We start from the raw sequence: 19,983 nt of genomic DNA, 5'->3' as shown, positions 1-19,983 counted from the left end.
ACGCCGGGTGAACTCCTACTCGGCCAGCAGGCCGAGCAGGTACTCGCCGTAGCCGCTCTTGGCGTAGGCGGCGGCCTGCGCGCGCAGGCCCTCGTCGGACAGGAACCCGGCTCGCCACGCGGCTTCCTCGGGGCAGCCGATCGACAGGCCCTGGCGGTGCTGGACGGTGCGGATGAACTCGCCGGCCTCGGCCAGCCCGTCGAAGGTGCCGGTGTCGAGCCAGGCGACACCGCGCTCCAGGACGTCGACCTGCAGGCGTCCCTCCTCCAGGTAGAGGCGGTTCAGGTCGGTGATCTCCAGCTCGCCACGCGCCGAGGGCTTCAGCGTGCGGGACTTCTCGACCACGTCGTTGCCGTAGAAGTACAGCCCCGGCACCGCGAAGTGGCTCTTGGGGACCTCGGGCTTCTCCTCCAGCGAGATCGCCTTGCCCTCGGCGTCGAACTCCACGACACCCGATGCGGACGGGTCCTTGACCCGGTAGCCGAAGATGACCGCGCCGTCGACGTCCTCGAAGCGGGCCAGCTGGGTGCCCAGGCCGGCACCGTAGAAGATGTTGTCGCCCAGGACGAGCGCGACCGACTCGTCGCCGATGTGGTCGGCGCCGATCACGAACGCCTGCGCCAGGCCGTCGGGGCTGGGCTGCTGCGCATAGGTGATGGTGATGCCGAACTGCGAGCCGTCGCCGAGCAGCCGCTCGAACTGATCGGCGTCGTGCGGCGTCGTGATGATCAGGACCTCGGAGATGCCGGCCAGGATCAGCGTCGACAGCGGGTAGTAGATCATCGGCTTGTCGTAGACCGGCATCAGCTGCTTGCTGACCGCCTTGGTCACCGGGTGCAGACGTGAGCCGGTTCCCCCGGCCAGGATGATTCCTCGCATGGCCGACCATCCTAGGGTGAGCCGGTATCACGGCAGAACGCGCGTCGGGGGGCAGCCCCAAGTGCACTAGGCTGGCGCGCATGCGTTCTGTCCTCGTCACAGGTGGCGCCGGGTTCATCGGCTCCAACTTCGTCCGTCATCTCATCGCCAACACGGACCTGTCGGTCACCGTGCTCGACAAGCTGACCTACGCGGCCAGTCGCGAGTCGATCTCCGACCTGCCCGCCGACCGCTGCACGCTGGTCGTGGGTGACATCGTCGACGCCGCCTTGGTCGACGACCTGGTCGCCAACCACGACGCGGTCGTCCACTTCGCCGCCGAGTCGCACAACGACAACTCGCTGAACGACCCCAGCCCGTTCGTGCAGACCAACCTGGTCGGGACGTTCACGCTGCTGGAGGCCGTGCGTCGCCACGACGTGCGGTTCCACCACATCTCCACCGACGAGGTCTACGGCGACCTCGAGCTCGACGACCCGAACCGGTTCACCGAGGCCACCGCCTACGAGCCGTCCAGCCCCTACTCGGCCACCAAGGCCGGCTCGGACCTGCTGGTGCGCGCCTGGGTCCGCTCCTTCGGTGTCCGCGCCACGATCAGCAACTGCTCGAACAACTACGGCCCGTACCAGCACGTCGAGAAGTTCATCCCCCGCCAGATCACCCAGCTCATCGACGGCCAGCGCCCCCGCCTGTACGGCGACGGCCTCAACGTCCGCGACTGGATCCACGTCGAGGACCACTCCAGCGCCGTCCTGACGATCCTGAACACCGGCGAGATCGGCCAGACCTACCTGATCGGCGCCGACGGCGAGAAGAACAACCGCGAGGTCGTCGGCGCCCTGCTGGAGATCTTCGGCCGCGAGCCCGATGACTTCGACCACGTCAACGACCGCCCCGGCCACGACCGCCGCTACGCGATCGACTCGACCAAGCTGCGCACCGAGCTCGGCTGGAAGCCCGCCTTCGGCGACTTCGAGACCGGCCTGGCCGACACCGTCCAGTGGTACCGCGACAACGAGGCCTGGTGGCGGCCCGCGAAGGCCGAGACCGAGTCCAAGTACGCCGCCCAGGGACAGTGACCATGGACGTCACCACGACCCCGATCCCGGGGCTGCTCGTCCTGCGCATCCCCGTCCACGCGGACAACCGCGGCTGGTTCATCGAGAACTGGCAGCGCGAGAAGATGATCGCCGCCGGCCTGCCCGACTTCGGACCGGTCCAGCACAACGTCTCGTACAACAACACCGCCGGCGCGACCCGCGGCATCCACGCCGAGCCGTGGGACAAGCTCGTCTCGGTCGTCGTCGGCCGCGTCTTCGGCGCCTGGGTCGACCTGCGTGCGGGTGACACCTTCGGCCAGTCGTTCTCGATCGAGATCGAGCCCGGGGTCGCGGTCTTCGTGCCCCGTGGCGTCGCCAACTCCTACCAGACGCTCGAGGACCGCACCGCCTACTCGTACCTGGTCAACGAGCACTGGTCCGCGGACGCGAAGTACACCAACCTCAACCTGCTGGACGAGACCGTCGCGATCCCGTGGCCGCTGCCGCTGGCAGAGGTGTCCGACAAGGACAAGGCGCACCCCCGCCTCGCCGACGTCGAGCCCATCGCCCCGCGCCGATCGGTCATCCTCGGCGCGGACGGCCAGCTCGGCCGTGCGCTGCGCGAGCTGCTGCCCGATGCGCTGGCCCTGACCCGCGCCGACCTGGACCTGACCGATCCCGCCTCGTACGACTCCGTCCCGTGGAAGGACGTCGACACGATCTACAACGCGGCCGCCTACACCGCGGTGGACCGCGCCGAGACGCCCGAGGGACGCCGCGCCGCCTGGGCCGTCAACGTCACCGCCGTGGCGACCCTGGCCCGCATCGCGACCCAGCACCGGCTCACGCTCGTCAATGTCTCGTCCGACTACGTCTTCGACGGCACCGCCGAGACGCACACCGTCGACGAGGCCGTCTCCCCGCTGGGTGTGTACGGCCAGACGAAGGCCGCCGGCGAGGCCGTGACGTCGACCGTCCCGCGCCACTACATCGTCCGCACCAGCTGGGTCATCGGCGACGGCGGCAACTTCGTGTCGACGATGGAGCGCCTGGCCCGCGACGGCGTCAGCCCCACCGTGGTCGACGACCAGTACGGACGCCTGACCACCGCAGCCGAGCTGGCTGCGGGTCTGGTCGACCTCGTCCGCAGCGGCGCGCCCTACGGCATCCACCACATCACCGGTGGTGGACCGGTCAAGACCTGGGCCGACATCGCCCGTGAGGTGTTCGCCGAGGCCGGTCGCGATCCGGCCGACGTCACCGGTGTCTCGACCGAGGTCTACGGCGAGGGCAAGGACATGGCTCCGCGACCGAAGTACAGCGCCCTGCACTGACGCCATTGGCGCGAACTGGTTTGACTGTTTTTCGCTGCAAAGACAGGACTTTGGTCACTTCTATTCGAACATGTGTTCGAGTAGAATGAGGCCATGGACCCAGCCCCCACGATCGACGCGATGCGGACCGCCGCACAGTCGTTGCGAAGCGGGGACGCACGGGAGCGTGCGGTGGCGATCCAGGCCGCGAAGGATGCACTTGATGCGGCGCAGGCGATTGCGCTGGCCGAGCTGGATGCCTCCAAGGATTTCGAGATCGACGGCGCGTCAACGCTGAACGCCTGGGTGCGGACCCAGCTGCGGATGAATGCAGGCCAAGCGACTGCCTTGGTGCGCAGCGTCGGGGCATTGCGGGATCTGTCGCTCGTGGCCGAGGCCGCCGTGACCGGCCAGATCAGCGCCGCGCATGTGCGGGTGTTCGTCTATGGGTTGGCGCATGTCGGTCTGGATCTGATGCGGATGCACGAGGAACTGTTCGTCCAGGTTGCCCGTGAGCATGAGCCGGGTGAATTGTTCGAGGCGGTCAAGCATCTGAAGGACCGCACCCATCCGGACGATTTGGATGATGCCTGGGAGAAGGGCATGGACAAGCAGGACTTCCAGGTCAACGCCCTGCCCGATGGCTGGCACGTGACGGGGTTCTTGAACACGACCACTGGGGCGAAGCTGAAGAAGGTCCTGGACTCCGTATCGGCGCCTGATGGCCCCGACGACACCCGGTCCGGTTCGGAACGCCGGGTGCAGGGGTTGGACGACCTGCTGTCCTCGATCCTGGGCAGCGGGCAGCTGCCGTCGGACAAGGGGCTGAAGCCGCACGTGTCGGTGTTCGCTGACGCCGACACCGTTGCCGCCGCCGCTGAGCGGGTCCGTCAGCAGACCGAGGAGCCGTATCTGCGTCCCGACCCGATGCCACCCACCGAACCCGCCACCCTGGCCGGTCACGGGGCGATCGGGCCGAATCTGCTGATGTACTTCATGTGCATCAGCGAGGTCACCGCTTTTCTGATGAAGACGGACGGCGGAACCAGGCAGGCGCAGGTCCTGAACGCCGGCACCGCGAAGTACCAACCGAACCTCAAGCAACGCCGATCCGTGATCGCCCGCCAGAGCGGGGTCTGCGCGACCCCCGGGTGCAACCACACCCACCTCGAGATCCACCACGTCGTGTGGTGGTCGCTCGGCGGGCGCACCGACGTCGACCAGCTCATCGGGCTCTGCGTCAGGTGCCATCACCTGTTGCACCGTGGGCGTCTGCACATCGAGGGCAATGCCGTCGACGGGTTCGCCTTCACCACCCGCGCCGGGCGACCCATCCGCCGCCGACGACGAACCGGCTACCGCCAAGCCGCCTGACCCACCGTCCGGCGGCCCACCGGCACGCCCGAGGTCTTACTGGTACCGGCTCATCGTCACGTCGTCCAGATCGACGAGAACGTAGGAACCCACGGGATCGCCGGGCCGCTTGGCCCAGGACGACACCGTCCCTTCGATCCACCAGGCATCGGCATCGTCCGCGCTGGGGAAGTAACAGTCGTGGTCCTCCACGAGCAGCCGACCGCCGGTCAGGTCCGCCGGCGCGATCCCCAGGCGGGTCGCCAGGTCCCCGCCGTACCCCTCCGCGATGTCACCGGGCCACCGGACGAACCAGCGCACGCGTTGCCCCTTCTCCAGCGGCGCCTCCAAGGCGATCACCTCTGCACTGGAGTGGAGGTACACCCGCATCGGGCCGGTGATCACGGCGCCAGGCGCTCGCGGGTCCAGCCGCCGGGCGCGCGGGTGAACAGCAGCCGGTCGTGCAGGCGGCTGTCGCGCCCCTGCCAGAACTCGATCGAGTCGACGGCGATGCGAAAACCTCCCCACACCGCCGGACGCTCGATGTCACGGCCCGCACAGGCCTGCTCGACGTCGGCGACCCGCTGGTCCAACGTCCGCCGATCGGCAATCGGCTGCGACTGCGGCGATGCGACCGCACCGATCTGCGCCCCCCGTGGCCGCACTGCGAAGTAGGCGTCCGACTCCTCCTCCGGGATCCGGGTCACCGAGCCCTCGATCCGCACCTGGCGCTGCAGCGGGTGCCACAGCATCGTGGCGGCAGCCCACGGATTCGCGCTGAGCTCCCGGCCCTTGCGGGACTCGTAGCCGCTGAAGAACACCAGACCGCGGTCGTCCAGCCCCTTGAGCAGGACGATGCGCGACGAGGGCCGCCCCTGCGGCGTCGCGGTGGCCAGCGCCATGGCGTTCGGCTCGTGCACGCCGGCTGTCACCGCATCGTCGAACCAGCGGTCGAACAGCACCAACGGGTCGTCGCCGGCGGCCTGCTCGTCGAGCCCGTCGTGGGCGTACTCCGACCTCATCCGCGCCAGATCTGGGGACTCCATGTGCCGAGACTAGCTGCGCAGTGCAGAATGCAGCCTATGACTGAAGTGCACCACGGACTTGAAGGCGTCATCGCATTCGAGAGCGAGATCGCCGAACCCGACAAGGAAGGGTCTGCGCTTCGTTACCGCGGCGTCGACATCGACGACCTGGTGGGTCGCGTCCCCTTCGAGAAGATCTGGGGCCTGCTGGTCGACGGGGCCTACGAGCCCGGTCTCCCGCCCGCCGAGCCGTTCCCGATCCCCGTCCACTCCGGAGACATCCGCGCGGACGTGCAGAGCGCCATCGCGCTGACCGCTCCCGCCTGGGGCATGAAGCAGCTGTACGACATCGACGACACGCAGGCCCGCGACGACCTGGCCCGCGCGGCGGTCATGGTGCTGTCGTACGTCGCCCAGGCGGCGCGTGGCGTCGGACAGCCGTTCGTCCCGCAGAGCGAGGTCGACAAGGCCGGCACCATCACCGAGCGCTTCCTGACCCGCTGGCGCGGTGAGGTCAACCCCGATCACGCCAAGGCCATCGACGCCTACTGGGTCTCCGCTGCCGAGCACGGCATGAACGCCTCCACGTTCACCGCCCGTGTCATCGCCTCGACCGGTGCCGACGCAGCTGCCGCACTCTCGGGTGCGGTCGGCGCGATGTCGGGCCCGCTGCACGGCGGCGCCCCGGCCCGCGTGCTGACGATGATCGAGGAGGTCGAGAAGGCCGGCGACGCGACCAAGTACGTCAAGGACCTGCTCGACAAGGGCGAGCGGCTCATGGGCTTCGGCCACCGCGTCTACCGCGCCCAGGACCCCCGCGCCCGCACGCTGCGCCGCACGGCCAAGGAGCTCAACGCCCCCCGCGCCGAGGTCGCGATCGCCCTGGAGGAGGCTGCGCTCAAGGAGCTCAAGGAGCGTCGTCCCGACCGTGTGCTGGAGACCAATGTGGAGTTCTGGGCGGCCATCGTCCTGGACTACGCCGAGATCCCCCCGCACATGTTCACCGCGATGTTCACGTCGGCCCGCACGGCCGGCTGGAGCGCGCACATCCTGGAGCAGAAGCGCACCGGCCGCCTGATCCGCCCGTCCGCGATCTACACCGGCCCCGCCTCGCGTGGCGCCGACGAGGTCGAGGGCTGGAACCCCGACTGGGCCGCCACCAAGGCCTAACGCTCGTCCAGGACGTGCTCGACGCCTCGCGCGTTGAGCACGTCCGCGAGCAGCACCTTCGCGCGGGCCACGAACGAGTGCTCTGCGGCGACGCGCGCGGCATTGGCCGCGACGACGTCCGGGTCCGGCCAGGCCGACCCGCTCGGGTCCAGCAGGTCCCGTAGCTCGTCGAGCGTCCGGTAGCTGCGCACCGACGGGCCCAGCAGCTCCTCGACACCCTCGACCGGGTCGGTCACGACGCGCGCCCCCGACGCCACGGCGTCGAACAGCCGGTTGGAGTAGAAGCCGAGCCGGGCCATGTCGGACCAGTGGTCGTTCAGGACGATGCGAGCGCCCCGGTAGGCCGCCGGCACCTGCTCGTTGGGCAGGTGATCGGCCGCGACATGGGCCGGGTCGATGAACGACTCCCACCCGTCGCCGAAGACGGTCAGATCGGCACCGGCTGCCAGTGCATCGCCCACCACGGGGCGCATCACCTTGCGGGTACGCCCCACGAACAACGTCCCCAGCCCGGCCATCGCCTCGCCGTGCGTCGTGAAGCGCGAGGCGTCGGTGGCCTGCAGCAGCGTGCGGACGTCCAGCGACGTGGCCGCCCTGACCTGCTCGGCCCAGCCGGCGCCCGCGGAGTAGATCAGGTCGAAGCCCTGGCCCAGCTCCTCCAGCGGCACCTCGTCGGGGTGGCTGATGACCCACAAGACGTTGGTCGCGCCCGGCTGCGTGACCGCGGGCCAGCGCCCGCGCAGGGTCACGGTGACATCGTCCAGGCCGTCGACCCCGGGACGCTCGTGGGCGCCGCGGCGGTCGACGAAGGCCTCCTGTCCCCAGGCCCGCAGGCCACGGACGAGATCGGCGGCGAAGTACGTGTCGCCCCACTCGTCGCCGCGCGGACCCCCTTGGGCGGCGATCTTGATGGCCCAGCGCAGGCTGGGCAGCCCGGCCCCGGGACCCTCGGCGACCAGCCGCGGCGTCCGCGTGAGCTCGGGCGTCACGGTCGTGCGCCGGCGACTGGCCGGCAGCCCCGGTCCGGCGCGGAAACCGGCCACCTCGAACCCTGCTCGTTGCCAGTGCTCGATCCGCGGCTCCGGCAGGCGTCCACCCCAGCGCTCGAGCAGCTGCAGCTGGTCCGCCTCGGCCGGCGGTGGGATCGCCTGCCGCGCCCGACGGCTGACCCGGGACCGGGCGACGGTCGCGAACCGGCCGGTTCGGCTGTCGGCGAGCCGCAGGCACAGGTCGACGTCCGCCAGGTCGGAGAAGACCGGGTCGAGCCCGCCGACGGAGGCGAGCGCGTCGGCGCGGACCGCGAGGCACACGCCGCTGACCGCGTCGGGGGCGATGTCGCCGGCGGGCAGGTCCTCCACCGGGTGGGACGCCAGCAGGTGCACGGGTACGAGGTGGCGGCCCACGCCGACCACCCCGGCCGACCGGATCGTGTCGTCGGCGGTCAGCAGCAGCGGCTGTGCGGCGAGCACGTCCGGGTCGCGCAGCGCCTCGACGAGCGGCTCGAGCCAGCCGGGGTCCACCTGGTTGTCGTGGTCCAGGAGCACCACCACCTCGCCTGTTGACGCGGCCACGGCGCGGTTGACCGCGACCGGGGTGTGGGACGTCGACGGAAGGCGGTGGACATGGACACGCGGGTCGCCGGCGTAGCAGGCGGTGAGGATCGCGGAGACCTCCCGATGGGAGCCGTTGTCGACCAGCACGACCTCGACGTCGCCGGCAGTGCCCTCGAGGACACTGTCGACGGCCCGGCGCGTCCGGTGGCGGTCTCCGGTCGCGACGACGAGGACGGACGCACGTCCGACGACCCGGGTGCCGCTCCCCCGGGTGATGGTGTCCCAGTCGGCCGCGGCAGCAGACCGGACGACCTGCGCGTAGGTGCTGCGGCGGCCGGCGCTGGTCGGCAGGCTGCCCGGATCGGCTGCCCTCAGCCCGATGAAGGGGACGAAGCGGGGGGTCAGGTCGTGCCGCAGCAGGAAGTCCCAGCCGAACCGGTCCTCGGCCTGCGACCGCAGCGCGTCCGCGCGCAGGCGTTCGGTGGGCACGAGCATGGCCGCGAGCGAGCGGGGCTCGTCCCACACCAGCGCGTCGTGGTCGGCCAGATCGGTCCACCACCGGCCGGTCTCCTCGTCCACGACGGCGGCGTGCACGAGGGTGTCCGGCGCCGCGGCAGACAGCAGCGCGCCGAGCAGCGCGGGCGACCACGTCTCCTGGGGCTGCCAGAAGATGGTCCACGGCTCGTCGGCCGTCGCCAGGACGTCCTGGGCTCGCCCGGCCCAGGATTCCGCCCGGGTCGGCACCAGCACGATGCGCAGGTCGTCGAGCTCGGCCAGCGAGGGTGGGATCGGCGCCCCCTCGTCGACCGCGACCCGCATCGTCCAGGTCTGGTACCGCTGGGCGAGGACCGTGGCGAGGCGCTCGGGCACGTCGCGGCCCCAGGTGCGCGCGTCGGCGACGATCGTGACGCGCTCTGAGCTGCCCTCGGCGGGCTCGGCTGCGGCAAGGGTCCACCGGGCCGTGCTGGTCGGCCGGGGACGCAGCAGCGCCTCCTGACGGCCGGTCTCGGTGGCCGCGGCGAGCAGGTGCTCGCGGAACGCGCCCCATGGGACCGGCACGATCCCGGAATCGGGGTCCGGGACCGTCAGGGTCGCGTCGTCTGCCTGGGACAGGAAGTGGCCGAGCGGTCCGCCGGGATGATCGGCCGCCTCGGGGGCACTCTGCAGATGGGTCGCGCCGTCGAAGTGCGGACCGGCCGCCCCGGCGGTCTGGCCCGTGCGCAGCAGGTGCATGAAGGTCATCGGCGTCCGGACCCCGGCCTTGCTGCGGTACCAGGCGCGTTCGTACAGCGGCGAGAGCGACAACGCCGCCGACTCCCCCGTCTCCAGGAAGTGCCACACCGCCTGGCGATCGCTCAGGAACGTCCGCCTGGTCTGTGCCTCGTAGTACGGCCGGTCGAGCACCGCGGCGGCCAGGATCGTCTCCAGCGCCGCCGACTGCTGCTGGCGCAGGCGGACGAAGCGCTTCCACGACCGCTGCCCCAGCGCGGGGACGGGTGCCCCGGCGCGGGCATGCTCCAGGTAGAAGCCCACGGGACCGCCGGGATGCTCGGTCGCGGCGGGCGCGAGCGCGACCAGCTCCAGATCGTCCAGGATCGGCCGGACCGGGAAGGTTCTGGCGGCGCCGCCCAGCAGCGCGGCGACGACGTCGTCCGGCGCCAGCCCTGTCGCGTCCACGTCGGTGAGCGGATTGGGCAGCAGCCCGGACGCCGCGCCGTCGCTCAGGTAGTGCTCCGCGGCCTCGGACGGCGTCATCTCGGTGCGCGTCTGCAGGCCGTAGTACCAGGGATCGAACAGTCCCGAGGCCAAGAGCGTGCGCGCATCGGAGTCGGCGGGCGTCCCGTCGGTCCGGGCGGCCTCACGGGCCCTCTTGGCGACGCTGCGCAACCGGTCCGCGGGCGACGGCGACATGCTCCTCCTCGGTGTCGGGCACCCCGAAGACTACGCAATGCGCCACTCGGCGGCGGCGACGAGGCCCCCTTCGACAGGCTCAGGACGAGGCGGCGCGCGCCGCTGTCGCTGCCGGAAAAGACGAGGAGGCCGGCCATCCCCCCGAGACGGCCGGCCTCGTGACGCTTGCGCGTCAGTGCCTCTGTGAAAGACAGTAGCGAATTATCTGCCCCAAGTGCAGTCTTGACTTTCGTGGCGGAACTAGTTATTTGGGACTATTGACCCCTAGTCCGTCCGGATCGGTCTCAGCGCAGCGTGACGAGCTGGGTCAGGTCGTCGCCGGGGAGCTCGTCGACGACCGCGGTGACCGCCATCCAGCGCAGGTCGACGGCCGCGCCGTGCTGGGACAAGAAGGCGGTCTCGGAGGCGTCCTGGCCGGTCGCGATGCGCAGCAGTGAGCTCCGGGGGGCCAGCGCCGTCGCGTCCACCACCTGCCAGGCACCCTCGACGAAGGCCTCGGCAACCGCGTGGAAGTCCATCGGGGCCAGGCCCGGGGCGTACACCGCCGCCAGGCGGGCGGGGACGTCCAGCGCCCGCAGCAGGGCGACGACGAGGTGCGCGTAGTCGCGGCACACGCCTCGGCGGGCCAGCATCGTGGCCACGGCGCCGTCGGTCGGCTGGCTCGCTCCGGCGACGTACCTGAGGCGATCACCCACCCACGTGCTGACCGCGTCCAGCAGCTCCTTGCCCTGGACCCCCGCGAACTCCGAGCGGGCCGTCGCGAAGAGGGTGTCGGACTCGCAGTACCGGCTGGGCCGGCGGTACTCGATGATGTCGAGCTCCTCGACCGGCGGCGCATCGGCCTGTCCACGGACCTCGGCGGAGTAGTCGATGACCATCGGCCCGACGGGTCCGGTCAGCCGGTGCAGGCGCGTGCCGTGCCGGCCGATGATCTCGTGCGGGTCGAGCTGCACGCCGTTGGAGCTGATCTGCAGCGACTCGGTGACGTCCTGGCCCTGGGCGACGGCGATCGAGAAGATCAGGTCCGCCTCGCCGTGCAGGTAGAGCTCGAGGTGGGCCGTCACGGTTCTCTTCACCGCCCGATCGTGCCACAGCCGCGCCGGGCCCGCGTCAGGAGTCGTAGGCCTCGAGGATGCGGTCGGCTGCCGTGGCCGCCGGCATCTCCCCGGACAGCACCGCCTCGCGGACCTCGGCGCGCACGGCTGCGACCGCGGGGTCGTTGCGCAGCCGCTGGTCGAGCTCGTCGCGCACCAGCGCCCAGGTGAAGTCCAGCTGCTGCTGGGCACGCTTCTCGCGCAGACCCGTGCGGCCCAGGAACTCGCGGTGGCGGATGATCCGGTTCCAGACGGTGTCGATGCCGGTGCCCTCCAGTGCCGAGCAGGTCAGCACCGGCGGGACCCACGTCTTCGTGCCGGCGTGCACCAGGCGCAGCGCGCCGGCGAGGTCCTTGGACGTCGCCTCGGCCTCCTGGGCCCGGTCGCCGTCGGCCTTGTTGACCGCGACGACGTCGGCGATCTCCAGGATGCCCTTCTTGATGCCCTGCAGCTGGTCGCCGGTCCGGGCGATGGTGAGGAACAAGAAGGTGTCGACCATGCCCGCGACGGTGATCTCGGACTGCCCGACGCCGACGGTCTCGATCAGGATGACGTCGAAGCCGGCCGCCTCCAGCACCGTGACGGCCTGGCTCGTGGCCCGGGCGACGCCGCCGAGCGTCCCGGCGCTCGGCGAGGGGCGGATGAAGGCGTCGGGGCTGACCGCGAGCCTGGACATGCGCGTCTTGTCGCCGAGGACGGAGCCGCCCGTGCGCACGCTCGACGGGTCGACCGCCAGGACGCCGACCCGGTGCCCCTCGTCGATCAGGTGGGTGCCGAGCGCCTCGATGAATGTCGACTTGCCGACTCCGGGCACACCGGAGATGCCGACCCGCACCGCCCCGCTGTCGCCCCCTGCGCCGCCATCGCCGCCTGAGCCCGTCGAAGGGTCGGTGAGCAGCCCGAGCAGCTCGCGCGCCTCGGCCCGGTGGTCGGCGCGGCTGGACTCCACCAGCGTGATGGCGCGCGAGATCGCCGCGCGCTTGCCGACGCGGATGTCGTCGGCAAGCTCGGTGACGTCGACCATCAGCGCTGTCCCGTCACGACTGGAGGGTCGTGCGGAGCTTGTCGAGCAGGTCCAGTGCCGAGTCGGCGATGACCGTGCCCGGCAGGAACACCGCGGCCGCGCCCATGTCCTTCAACGTCTGCACGTCATCGGGCGGGATGACGCCGCCGATGACGACCATGATGTCGGGACGACCGAGCTCCTCCAGTGACTTCTTCAGCGCCGGCAGCAGGGTGAGGTGACCTGCCGCGAGCGAGGACACGCCGACGATGTGCACATCGGCGTCGATCGCCTGCTGGGCGACCTCCTCGGGCGTCGAGAACAGCGGGCCCACGTCGACGTCGAATCCCATGTCGGCGAAGGCCGTCACGATGACCTTCTGGCCGCGGTCGTGGCCGTCCTGGCCCATCTTGGCCACCAGGATGCGGGGACGGCGCCCCTCGGCCTTCTCGAACTCCTCGGTGGTCTCGATGACCTTGGCGACGTTGCCTGCCTGGCCGGCTTCGGTGCGGTACACACCTGAGATCGTACGGATCACGGCCTGGTGGCGCCCGTAGACCTTCTCCAGGGCGTCCGAGATCTCCCCGACGGTGGCCTTGGCGCGAGCGGCGTTGACCGCCAGCGTCAGCAGGTTGTCGTCCAGCGACCCGTCCGTGGCGGAGCCGCGCTCGGCGCTGCGGGTCAGGGCCGCCAGCGCTGCGTCGACATCGTCCTGGTTGCGCTCGGCGCGCAGCCGCTCGAGCTTGGCGATCTGCGAGGCGTACACGGCCTTGTTGTCGACCTTGAGCACCTCGAGCGGGTCCTCGTCGGCCAGGCGGTACGTGTTGACGCCGATGACCGCCTGCTGGCCGGAGTCGATGCGCGCCTGCGTGCGGGCCGCGGCCTCCTCGATGCGCATCTTGGGGATGCCGGCCTCGATGGCCTTGGACATGCCGCCGGCCTTCTCGACCTCCTGGATGTGCGCCCACGCCCGGTTCGCCAGGTCGTGGGTCAGCCGCTCGACGTAGTACGAGCCGCCCCACGGGTCGATGATGTCGGTCGTGCCGGACTCCTGCTGCAGCAGCAGCTGGGTGTTGCGGGCGATGCGGGCGCTGAAGTCGGTCGGCAGCGCGATGGCCTCGTCGAGGGCATTGGTGTGCAGCGACTGGGTGTGACCCTGCGTCGCGGCCATCGCCTCGATCGCGGTGCGGCCCACGTTGTTGTAGACGTCCTGCGCGGTCAGCGACCAGCCGGACGTCTGGCTGTGGGTGCGCAGGCTCAGGCTCTTGGGGTTCTTGGGGTTGAAGTCCGCCACGAGCTGCGCCCACAGGGCACGCGCCGCCCGCATCTTGGCGATCTCCATGTAGAAGTTCATGCCGATCGCCCAGAAGAAGCTCAGGCGGGGCGCGAATGCGTCGATGTCCAGGCCCACGTCCAGGCCCGCGCGGATGTACTCGATGCCGTCGGCCAGCGTGTACGCCAGCTCGAGGTCGTTCGTGGCCCCGGCCTCCTGGATGTGGTACCCGGAGATCGAGATCGAGTTGAACCGCGGCATCTTCTGCGCGGTGTACGCGAAGATGTCCGAGATGATCCGCATCGACGGCGCCGGCGGGTAGATGTAGGTGTTGCGGACCATGAACTCCTTGAGGATGTCGTTCTGGATGGTCCCCGACAGCTTCTCGGGCGGCACGCCCTGCTCCTCGGCGGCGACGATGTACAGCGCGAGCACCGGCAGCACGGCGCCGTTCATCGTCATCGAGACGCTCATCTCGTCCAGCGGGATGCCCTCGAACAGCTTGCGGGTGTCGTAGATCGAGTCGATCGCGACACCGGCCATGCCGACGTCGCCGACGACGCGCGGGTTGTCCGAGTCGTAACCGCGGTGGGTCGCCAGGTCGAAGGCGACCGAGAGGCCCTTCTGGCCGGCGGCCAGGTTGCGGCGGTAGAAGGCATTGGACTCCTCGGCGGTCGAGAAGCCGGCGTACTGGCGGATCGTCCACGGCTGGGTCGTGTACATCGCCGGGTACGGGCCGCGCAGGAACGGGGTGAGGCCCGGATAGGTGTCGGTGGCGTCCAGACCCTCCAGGTCGGCTGCGGTGTACAGGCCCTCGACATCGATGCCCTCGGGCGAGGCCCACGGCTCCGCGCCGTCGGTCGCACGGGCGTACGTCTCCGGATCCGGCTGGTACGGCTGCTCGGGATCCAGCGGCAGGCCGGAGAAGTTGCTCGGGATGCTCATCGGGTGAGCTCCTCTCGGATCGAACGGAGGAAGGCCAGCGCATCGACGCCCACCGCCACGGTCATGTCGGCGCCCACGTCCATCTTCCCCGCCAGGACCACGTGGGTCGCCCCGGCCTCGCGCAGGGCGGTGACCAGGTCGGCACCCCACGCCTCGTAGGCCTTGTCGTGGCCGACCAGGCAGACGACGGCGGGACGTCCCGCCTCCTCGTAGGCCGCGAGCACGTCGTCGACCCCCTCGGTGGGACCGCCCACGACGGTGTCGACACCACCGGCGGCGAACAGGTTGGCCGCGAACGTCGCGCGTGCCGTGTGGCTCGCGATCGGGCCCATGGCGGCCAGGAACACCGGCTTGTCGGCGGGCTCGTCGCGCAGGGCCTCGAACTCGCCGGCGTAGCGGTGCACCGTCAGCGGGCTGGGGTACGGGCGGCGCTGCGGCAGCTGCTCGTGCAGGTTCGGGAACTCCGAGACGCCCGTGATCGGGCGCTGACGACGCGCGATGGCCAGGGCACGCTCCGAGACCGTCGCGTCGACGGTCGAGCGCACCAGGTCGAGCGCGGCCTCGAGGCTGTCGGTGGCGTCGATCCGGCCGAACAGCTCCCAGGCCGCGCGGGCCAGGTCGTCGGTCAGCTTCTCGACGGCGTGCGAACCACCGGCGGGATCGGTCACCGCGCCGACGTGGGACTCGCTGATCAGCAGGCTCGAGGTGTTGCGGGCGATGCGGCGGCTGAACGGCTCGGGCAGGCCCAGCGGCTCGTCGAACGGCAGGACCGTCACGGCCGCGGCCCCGCCGACACCGGCGGCGAAGGCGGCGACGGTGGTGCGCAGCATGTTCACGTACGGGTCGTACGAGGCCATCATCGGCCGGGACGTCACGGCGTGCTGCAGCTGACCGGCGGCGGCGGTCGTGACGCCGCTCAGCTCGGCCACCCGGTTCCAGAGCCGGCGGGCGGCACGGAACTTGGCGATCGTCGGGAACTGCTCGTCGGTCGCGGCGTAGCGGAAGTCGATCAGCCCGGCGGCCTCCTCGACGCCGAAGCCGGCCTCGGTCAGGATGCGCAGGTACTGGACGCCGGCGGCCAGGGAGTATGCGAGCTCCTGGACGTCGGACGCTCCCGCATCGTGCACGGCCGTCGCGTCGACCGTGATCGCGCGGGCGCCCAGCGGCTGCGCGAGGCGGGCGATCTCGACCGTGGCGTCGAAGTCGACCACCCCGCGGCCCCGGAAGGCCGCGCCGATGGGATCGGCGCCGAAGCTCGTGCCGGGCGCCGCGGCGACGCCCTTGTCGGCGATCACGGCGGCCAGCGCCCGGGCCGCCTCGAGGGGCTCGAACGGGGCGTCCAGGACGATCGGCGCGAGCTCGACGAAGACCGGCTCGAGGACCGTGGCGAGGGCGTCGATCGCCACGCCGCCGGTGCCCGCGGAGATCCACAGCGAGTTGACGCCGTTCTCCAGGTCGGTCACGACGTCCTTGGCGGTGCGCTCGACGTCGGGATCGGTGAACCACGCGCGGACGTCCCACCCGCCGAGCTCGCGCGTCGCGGTCGTGCCGCGGGTGTAGGGCGCCTGGCCGGGCAGCCCACCGTCGGGAAGATCCGCGCTCAGCGCCGGCGTCCCCAGCGGGGTGACCGAGATGTCGTCCAGCGTCGTCGTCGCCAGGACGCTCCACACATCGGAGTCGGGCGCGTCCTCGGCGAGCCGGCGCGACTTGCGCAGCACCGCGGCGGTGGCCTTCTCCCACTCCTGCTGGGTGTGTTCCAGCCCCTTCGAGAGGGGAACCTCGACCGCGGGGGGCTTCGGGCTTGCCGAAGGGTCAGATGCCATAGGGGGCATCGTACGAACTACCGCTGGGGCGGGCCACCCAATGTGACGCATGTGACGAGCGCGTTACGCCCCGGTCGCATCCAGGTGCACGAGGAAGCCGGCCATGTCCAGGACCTGCACGTGCTCGGCGGGCGTGGCGCTGATCTCGTGCGCCAGCATGCGGCGCCGGCCGGTCAGCATGACGATGCGCGAGATCGTGCCGGCGATCTCGGTGTCGCCACCGTCGTCGACGGCACTGGTCACCTCCGCCTCCAGCCCGTCGGGCAGCTGCGGCAGCAGCTCGTCGAAGTCGCGCGTCAGCGCCGGCCACGCCACCGCGTCCCCCACGGCGAAACCGCCGTCCTCGACGATGTCCTCGGCCCCGTCCACCCATGTCCACACGCGGACAACCCTACGGGCCGCGGTCCTGAGACACTGGGCGCGTGAAGATCCCCGCCGAGCTGCTGCCCCAGGACGGACGATTCGGGTCCGGCCCCTCGAAGATCCGGGTCGAGGCACTCGATGCCCTCGCCGCGACCGGTACGACACTGATGGGCACCTCGCACCGCCAGGCGCCGGTCAAGAACCTGGTCGGCTCGCTGCGTGAGGGCCTCGCAGAGCTGTTCACGCTCCCGGACGGCTACGAGGTCGTGCTGGGCCTCGGCGGCTCGCATGCGTTCTTCGACGCTGCGACGTTCGGCCTGATCGAGCGGCGCTCGCAGCATCTCGTGCACGGCGAGTTCACCCGCAAGTTCGCGACAGCCGTCCAGAAGGCCCCGTTCCTGGAGGCGCCGGAGATCCTCGAGACGGATCCGTCCACCCACCCCGTCCCCCAGGCCTCCGAGGGCATCGACGTCTACGCCTGGGCCCACAACGAGACGTCGACGGGTGTCATGACCCCGGTCGTCCGCCCCGTCGGCGCCGACGACGACGCGTTGGTGCTGGTCGACGCCACCTCGGGCGCCGGCGGGCTTCCGGTCGACATCGACCAGACCGATGTCTACTACTTCGCGCCGCAGAAGGGATTCGCCTCCGACGGCGGCCTGTGGATCGCGCTGATGTCGCCCGCCGCCATCGAGCGGGCCGAGCGCATCAAGGCGGGCGGGCGGCACATCCCGGGCTTCCTGGACCTCCCGGTGGCGATCGACAACTCGCGCAAGAACCAGACCTACAACACCCCAGCGCTGGCTACCCTGTTCCTGATGGAGCACCAGGTGCAGTGGCTGCTGGGGCACGGCGGGCTGGACTGGGCGGTGAGCCGGACCGCTGACTCCTCGTCGCGCCTGTACACGTGGGCCGAGTCGTCCTCGTACGCCTCACCGTTCGTGCCGGCCCCGTCCGAGCGTTCCCTGGTGGTCGGCACGATCGACCTGGACGGCGTCGAGCAGGCAGACGTCACCCGTCACCTGCGCGAGAACGGGATCGTGGACGTCGACAGCTACCGCGGCCTGGGCCGCAACCAGCTGCGCATCGCGATGTTCCCCGCGATCGAGCCCGATGACGTCACGCAGCTGACCCGCTGCATCGACCACGTGGTCGCGAACCTCTAGGTCCGCCCCGGGCCGGGCGGGTTCAGTCCAGGACGGTGTCGCTGCGGTGCAGCTCGCGGTGCTCCTCGTAGATCGACGCATTGCGGTGCAGCTTGTCGATCTCGGCCTCGGTGAGCTCACGGCGCACCTTGGCCGGCACCCCGGCCACGAGCGAGCGCGGCGGGACGACCATGCCCTCGGTCACCAGGGCGCCCGCCGCGATCAGCGACTCGGCGCCGATGACGGCCTCGTTCATGATCGTGGCGCTCATGCCCACCAGGACGTGGTCGCCGACGGTCGCCCCGTGGATCACCGCGCCGTGGCCGACCGAGACACCCTCGCCCAGGACGACGGGCTTGCCGGCGTCGACGTGGAACACCGCATTGTCCTGCACGTTGCTGCGCGCGCCGATCGTGATGGGCTCGTTGTCCGCCCGGAGCACGGCTCCGTACCAGACGCTCGCGCCCTCGCCGATCCGGACGGATCCGGCGAGCACGGCGGTCGGCGCGATCCACGCGCTCTCCGCGACCTGGGGGACCTTGTCTCCGAGTGCGATCAACATGCCGGACAACCTACCCGCGATGTCAGCTGATCCAGTTGCTGACCGGGTCGATCGCGAAGTAGAGCACGAACATGGCCGTGATGATCCACATCAGCGGGTGCAGTGCGGCGATCTTGCCCTTGACCACCTTGATCAGGACGTAGGCGATGAACCCGGCGCCGATGCCTGCGGTGATCGAGTACGCGAACGGCATCAGGACGATCGTCAGGAAGGCCGGGATGGCGATCTCGATGTCGTCCCAGTCGATGCCCTTGACCTGGCTCATCATGAGGAAGCCGACCAGGACGAGCGCGGGGACGGCCGCCTCGTTGGGGATGTGCTCGACCAGCGGCGCGAAGAACGTCGACAGCAGGAACAGGACGCCGGTCACGACCGAGGCCAGACCGGTCCGTGCCCCGTCGCCGACACCGGCGGCCGACTCGACGTAGGACGTGTTGGACGAGACGCCGCCCGCGCCACCGGCGATCGCGGCGACGGAGTCGACGACCAGGATGCGCTGCGCATTCGGCGGCGTGCCCTCGGCGTCGTTGAGCTTCGCCTCGCTGCCGATCGCGGTCATCGTGCCCATCGTGTCGAAGAAGTCGGCGAGCAGCAGCGTGAAGACCAGCAGCGCGGCGGTGACGAAGCCGACCCGCTCGATCGAGCCGAAGAGGGAGAACTCGCCGAGCAGCGAGAAGTCGGGCTTGGCGACCACGTTCTCGGGCCACCCCGGGACGTTGAGGTTCCAGCCCTTGGACGTCGCATCGCCGCCGCTGGCCGGGACGTCGGCCAGCCACTGCACGATGCCGGCGATCACGGTGGTGACGGCGATGCCGATCAGGATCGCACCGGGCACGCCCCGCGAGTACAGCGCGATCATGATCAGCAGGCCGATGCAGAACACCAGGACGGGCCAGCCGGCCAGGTTGCCGCCGATGCCCATGCCGATGGGCGGGGAGGCGTTGCCGGTCGTGCGGATGAAGCCGGCGTCGACCAGGCCGATGAAGGTGATGAACAGACCGATGCCCACGGCGATCGCGGTCTTGAGCTGGGCGGGGACGGCGTCGAAGACGGCCTTCCGGAATCCGGTCAGCACCAGGACCAGGATGATGATGCCCTCCAGCACGACCAGGCCCATCGCATCGGCCCAGGTCATCTGGGTCGCCACGGAGTACGCGACGAAGGCGTTGAGGCCCAGACCGGCCGCGAGCGCGAGCGGGAAGTTGGCCACGACACCCATCAGGATCGTCAGCACGCCGGCGACCAGGGCGGTGCACACGGCGATCGTGGCGAAGCCGGAGCCGGGCTCGGTGCCACCGCCGAGGAACTTGCCTTCCTCGTCGGCCACGCCGGCCAGGATGATCGGGTTCAGCACGATGATGTAGGCCATCGTCAAGAAGGTGACGACGCCGCCCCGGACCTCCCGCGCGATGGTGGATCCGCGCTGCGAGATCTGGAAGTACTTCTCGATCGTGCTGGTCATGCCACTCCTGTCACGGCGGTGCTTAACGGCAGTAGCATGCCAGACGTGATCGGCATGGCCCAACCCGGA

16 protein-coding genes are annotated in these 19,983 nt (G+C 70.5%); 5 read left to right on the top strand and 11 right to left on the bottom strand.

The features are described 5' to 3' along the window. Positions 1-15 precede the first annotated feature (15 nt). Complete coding sequence (gene rfbA / locus NQV15_RS03010) at positions 16-879, bottom strand: glucose-1-phosphate thymidylyltransferase RfbA (protein WP_232398127.1); 864 nt, start codon at positions 877-879, stop codon at positions 16-18. Positions 880-959: 80 nt separating this feature from the next. On the opposite strand from rfbA, the gene rfbB reads away from it, so the two are divergent. The 3 genes from rfbB (at position 960) to NQV15_RS02995 (ending at position 4,606) form a co-directional block, all read left to right on the top strand. Further along, complete coding sequence (rfbB, locus tag NQV15_RS03005; protein ID WP_232398126.1) at positions 960-1,958, top strand: dTDP-glucose 4,6-dehydratase; 999 nt, start codon at positions 960-962, stop codon at positions 1,956-1,958. Between the two features lie 2 nt (positions 1,959-1,960). After that, positions 1,961-3,253 (top strand): sugar nucleotide-binding protein, encoded by a 1,293-nt coding sequence (locus NQV15_RS03000; RefSeq protein WP_232398125.1) that lies wholly within the window; start codon positions 1,961-1,963, stop codon positions 3,251-3,253. A 93-nt stretch (positions 3,254-3,346) separates the two neighbouring features. After that, positions 3,347-4,606, top strand: coding sequence for an HNH endonuclease (locus tag NQV15_RS02995; protein WP_232398124.1), 1,260 nt, complete (start codon positions 3,347-3,349; stop codon positions 4,604-4,606). A gap of 36 nt (positions 4,607-4,642) precedes the next feature. Here the strand turns inward: NQV15_RS02995 and NQV15_RS02990 are convergent, their stop codons facing one another. Beyond that, positions 4,643-4,990, bottom strand: coding sequence for a hypothetical protein (locus NQV15_RS02990; protein WP_232398123.1), 348 nt, complete (start codon positions 4,988-4,990; stop codon positions 4,643-4,645). Then, on the bottom strand, positions 4,987-5,631 hold the full coding sequence (gene pdxH / locus NQV15_RS02985) for a pyridoxamine 5'-phosphate oxidase (RefSeq protein WP_232398122.1): 645 nt from the start codon (positions 5,629-5,631) through the stop codon (positions 4,987-4,989). The genes NQV15_RS02990 and pdxH overlap by 4 nt, the downstream gene beginning before the upstream one ends. 36 nt (positions 5,632-5,667) lie before the next feature. On the opposite strand from pdxH, the gene NQV15_RS02980 reads away from it, so the two are divergent. Next, on the top strand, positions 5,668-6,780 hold the full coding sequence (locus NQV15_RS02980; protein WP_232398121.1) for a citrate synthase 2: 1,113 nt from the start codon (positions 5,668-5,670) through the stop codon (positions 6,778-6,780). On the opposite strand, the gene NQV15_RS02975 is transcribed toward NQV15_RS02980, so the two are convergent. The 6 genes from NQV15_RS02975 to NQV15_RS02950 all read right to left on the bottom strand — a co-directional run bounded on the left by NQV15_RS02975 (position 6,777) and on the right by NQV15_RS02950 (position 16,763). Then, positions 6,777-10,244: a glycosyltransferase gene (locus tag NQV15_RS02975; RefSeq protein ID WP_232398120.1), complete on the bottom strand. Its 3,468-nt coding sequence runs from the start codon at positions 10,242-10,244 to the stop codon at positions 6,777-6,779. The two genes, NQV15_RS02980 and NQV15_RS02975, sit on opposite strands and share 4 nt — an antisense overlap. A 284-nt stretch (positions 10,245-10,528) precedes the next feature. Beyond that, complete coding sequence (locus NQV15_RS02970; RefSeq protein WP_232398119.1) at positions 10,529-11,320, bottom strand: transglutaminase-like domain-containing protein; 792 nt, start codon at positions 11,318-11,320, stop codon at positions 10,529-10,531. A gap of 34 nt (positions 11,321-11,354) precedes the next feature. Beyond that, the gene (meaB, locus tag NQV15_RS02965; RefSeq protein WP_232398118.1) at positions 11,355-12,362 is read right to left on the bottom strand and encodes a methylmalonyl Co-A mutase-associated GTPase MeaB; all 1,008 of its coding nucleotides are present in this window, start codon (positions 12,360-12,362) and stop codon (positions 11,355-11,357) included. Positions 12,363-12,375: 13 nt separating this feature from the next. Next, positions 12,376-14,559, bottom strand: coding sequence for a methylmalonyl-CoA mutase (gene scpA / locus NQV15_RS02960; RefSeq protein WP_232398117.1), 2,184 nt, complete (start codon positions 14,557-14,559; stop codon positions 12,376-12,378). Continuing rightward, complete coding sequence (locus NQV15_RS02955; RefSeq protein WP_232398116.1) at positions 14,556-16,382, bottom strand: methylmalonyl-CoA mutase family protein; 1,827 nt, start codon at positions 16,380-16,382, stop codon at positions 14,556-14,558. Before NQV15_RS02955 ends, scpA begins: the two co-directional genes overlap by 4 nt. A gap of 63 nt (positions 16,383-16,445) precedes the next feature. Further along, complete coding sequence (locus NQV15_RS02950; protein WP_232398115.1) at positions 16,446-16,763, bottom strand: hypothetical protein; 318 nt, start codon at positions 16,761-16,763, stop codon at positions 16,446-16,448. A gap of 41 nt (positions 16,764-16,804) precedes the next feature. Between NQV15_RS02950 and serC the strand changes: the two genes are divergently transcribed. Continuing rightward, on the top strand, positions 16,805-17,911 hold the full coding sequence (gene serC / locus NQV15_RS02945) for a phosphoserine transaminase (protein WP_232398114.1): 1,107 nt from the start codon (positions 16,805-16,807) through the stop codon (positions 17,909-17,911). Between the two features lie 22 nt (positions 17,912-17,933). Here the strand turns inward: serC and NQV15_RS02940 are convergent, their stop codons facing one another. Both NQV15_RS02940 and NQV15_RS02935 read right to left on the bottom strand, forming a co-directional pair. Then, a complete protein-coding gene (locus NQV15_RS02940) occupies positions 17,934-18,452 on the bottom strand; it encodes a gamma carbonic anhydrase family protein (RefSeq protein WP_232398113.1) in 519 nt (172 codons plus the stop codon). Positions 18,453-18,474: 22 nt separating this feature from the next. Beyond that, complete coding sequence (locus NQV15_RS02935; RefSeq protein ID WP_232398112.1) at positions 18,475-19,914, bottom strand: NCS2 family permease; 1,440 nt, start codon at positions 19,912-19,914, stop codon at positions 18,475-18,477. Positions 19,915-19,983 lie beyond the last annotated feature (69 nt).

It is taken from the genome of Aeromicrobium wangtongii (genome assembly GCF_024584515.1).
Taxonomy (GTDB): domain Bacteria; phylum Actinomycetota; class Actinomycetes; order Propionibacteriales; family Nocardioidaceae; genus Aeromicrobium; species Aeromicrobium wangtongii.
This window is presented reverse-complemented; position numbering and strand designations above follow the sequence as displayed.

Excerpts from the sequence above, each read along its gene's own strand:
- rfbA (WP_232398127.1), bottom strand. The coding sequence starts at position 879 with ATGCGAGGAATCATCCTGGCCGGGGGAACCGGCTCACGTCTGCACCCG.
- rfbB (WP_232398126.1), top strand. The coding sequence starts at position 960 with ATGCGTTCTGTCCTCGTCACAGGTGGCGCCGGGTTCATCGGCTCCAAC.
- NQV15_RS03000 (WP_232398125.1), top strand. The coding sequence starts at position 1,961 with ATGGACGTCACCACGACCCCGATCCCGGGGCTGCTCGTCCTGCGCATC.
- NQV15_RS02995 (WP_232398124.1), top strand. The coding sequence starts at position 3,347 with ATGGACCCAGCCCCCACGATCGACGCGATGCGGACCGCCGCACAGTCG.
- pdxH (WP_232398122.1), bottom strand. The coding sequence starts at position 5,631 with ATGGAGTCCCCAGATCTGGCGCGGATGAGGTCGGAGTACGCCCACGAC.
- NQV15_RS02980 (WP_232398121.1), top strand. The coding sequence starts at position 5,668 with ATGACTGAAGTGCACCACGGACTTGAAGGCGTCATCGCATTCGAGAGC.
- NQV15_RS02975 (WP_232398120.1), bottom strand. The coding sequence starts at position 10,244 with ATGTCGCCGTCGCCCGCGGACCGGTTGCGCAGCGTCGCCAAGAGGGCC.
- meaB (WP_232398118.1), bottom strand. The coding sequence starts at position 12,362 with ATGGTCGACGTCACCGAGCTTGCCGACGACATCCGCGTCGGCAAGCGC.
- scpA (WP_232398117.1), bottom strand. The coding sequence starts at position 14,559 with ATGAGCATCCCGAGCAACTTCTCCGGCCTGCCGCTGGATCCCGAGCAG.
- NQV15_RS02955 (WP_232398116.1), bottom strand. The coding sequence starts at position 16,382 with ATGGCATCTGACCCTTCGGCAAGCCCGAAGCCCCCCGCGGTCGAGGTT.
- NQV15_RS02940 (WP_232398113.1), bottom strand. The coding sequence starts at position 18,452 with ATGTTGATCGCACTCGGAGACAAGGTCCCCCAGGTCGCGGAGAGCGCG.
- NQV15_RS02935 (WP_232398112.1), bottom strand. The coding sequence starts at position 19,914 with ATGACCAGCACGATCGAGAAGTACTTCCAGATCTCGCAGCGCGGATCC.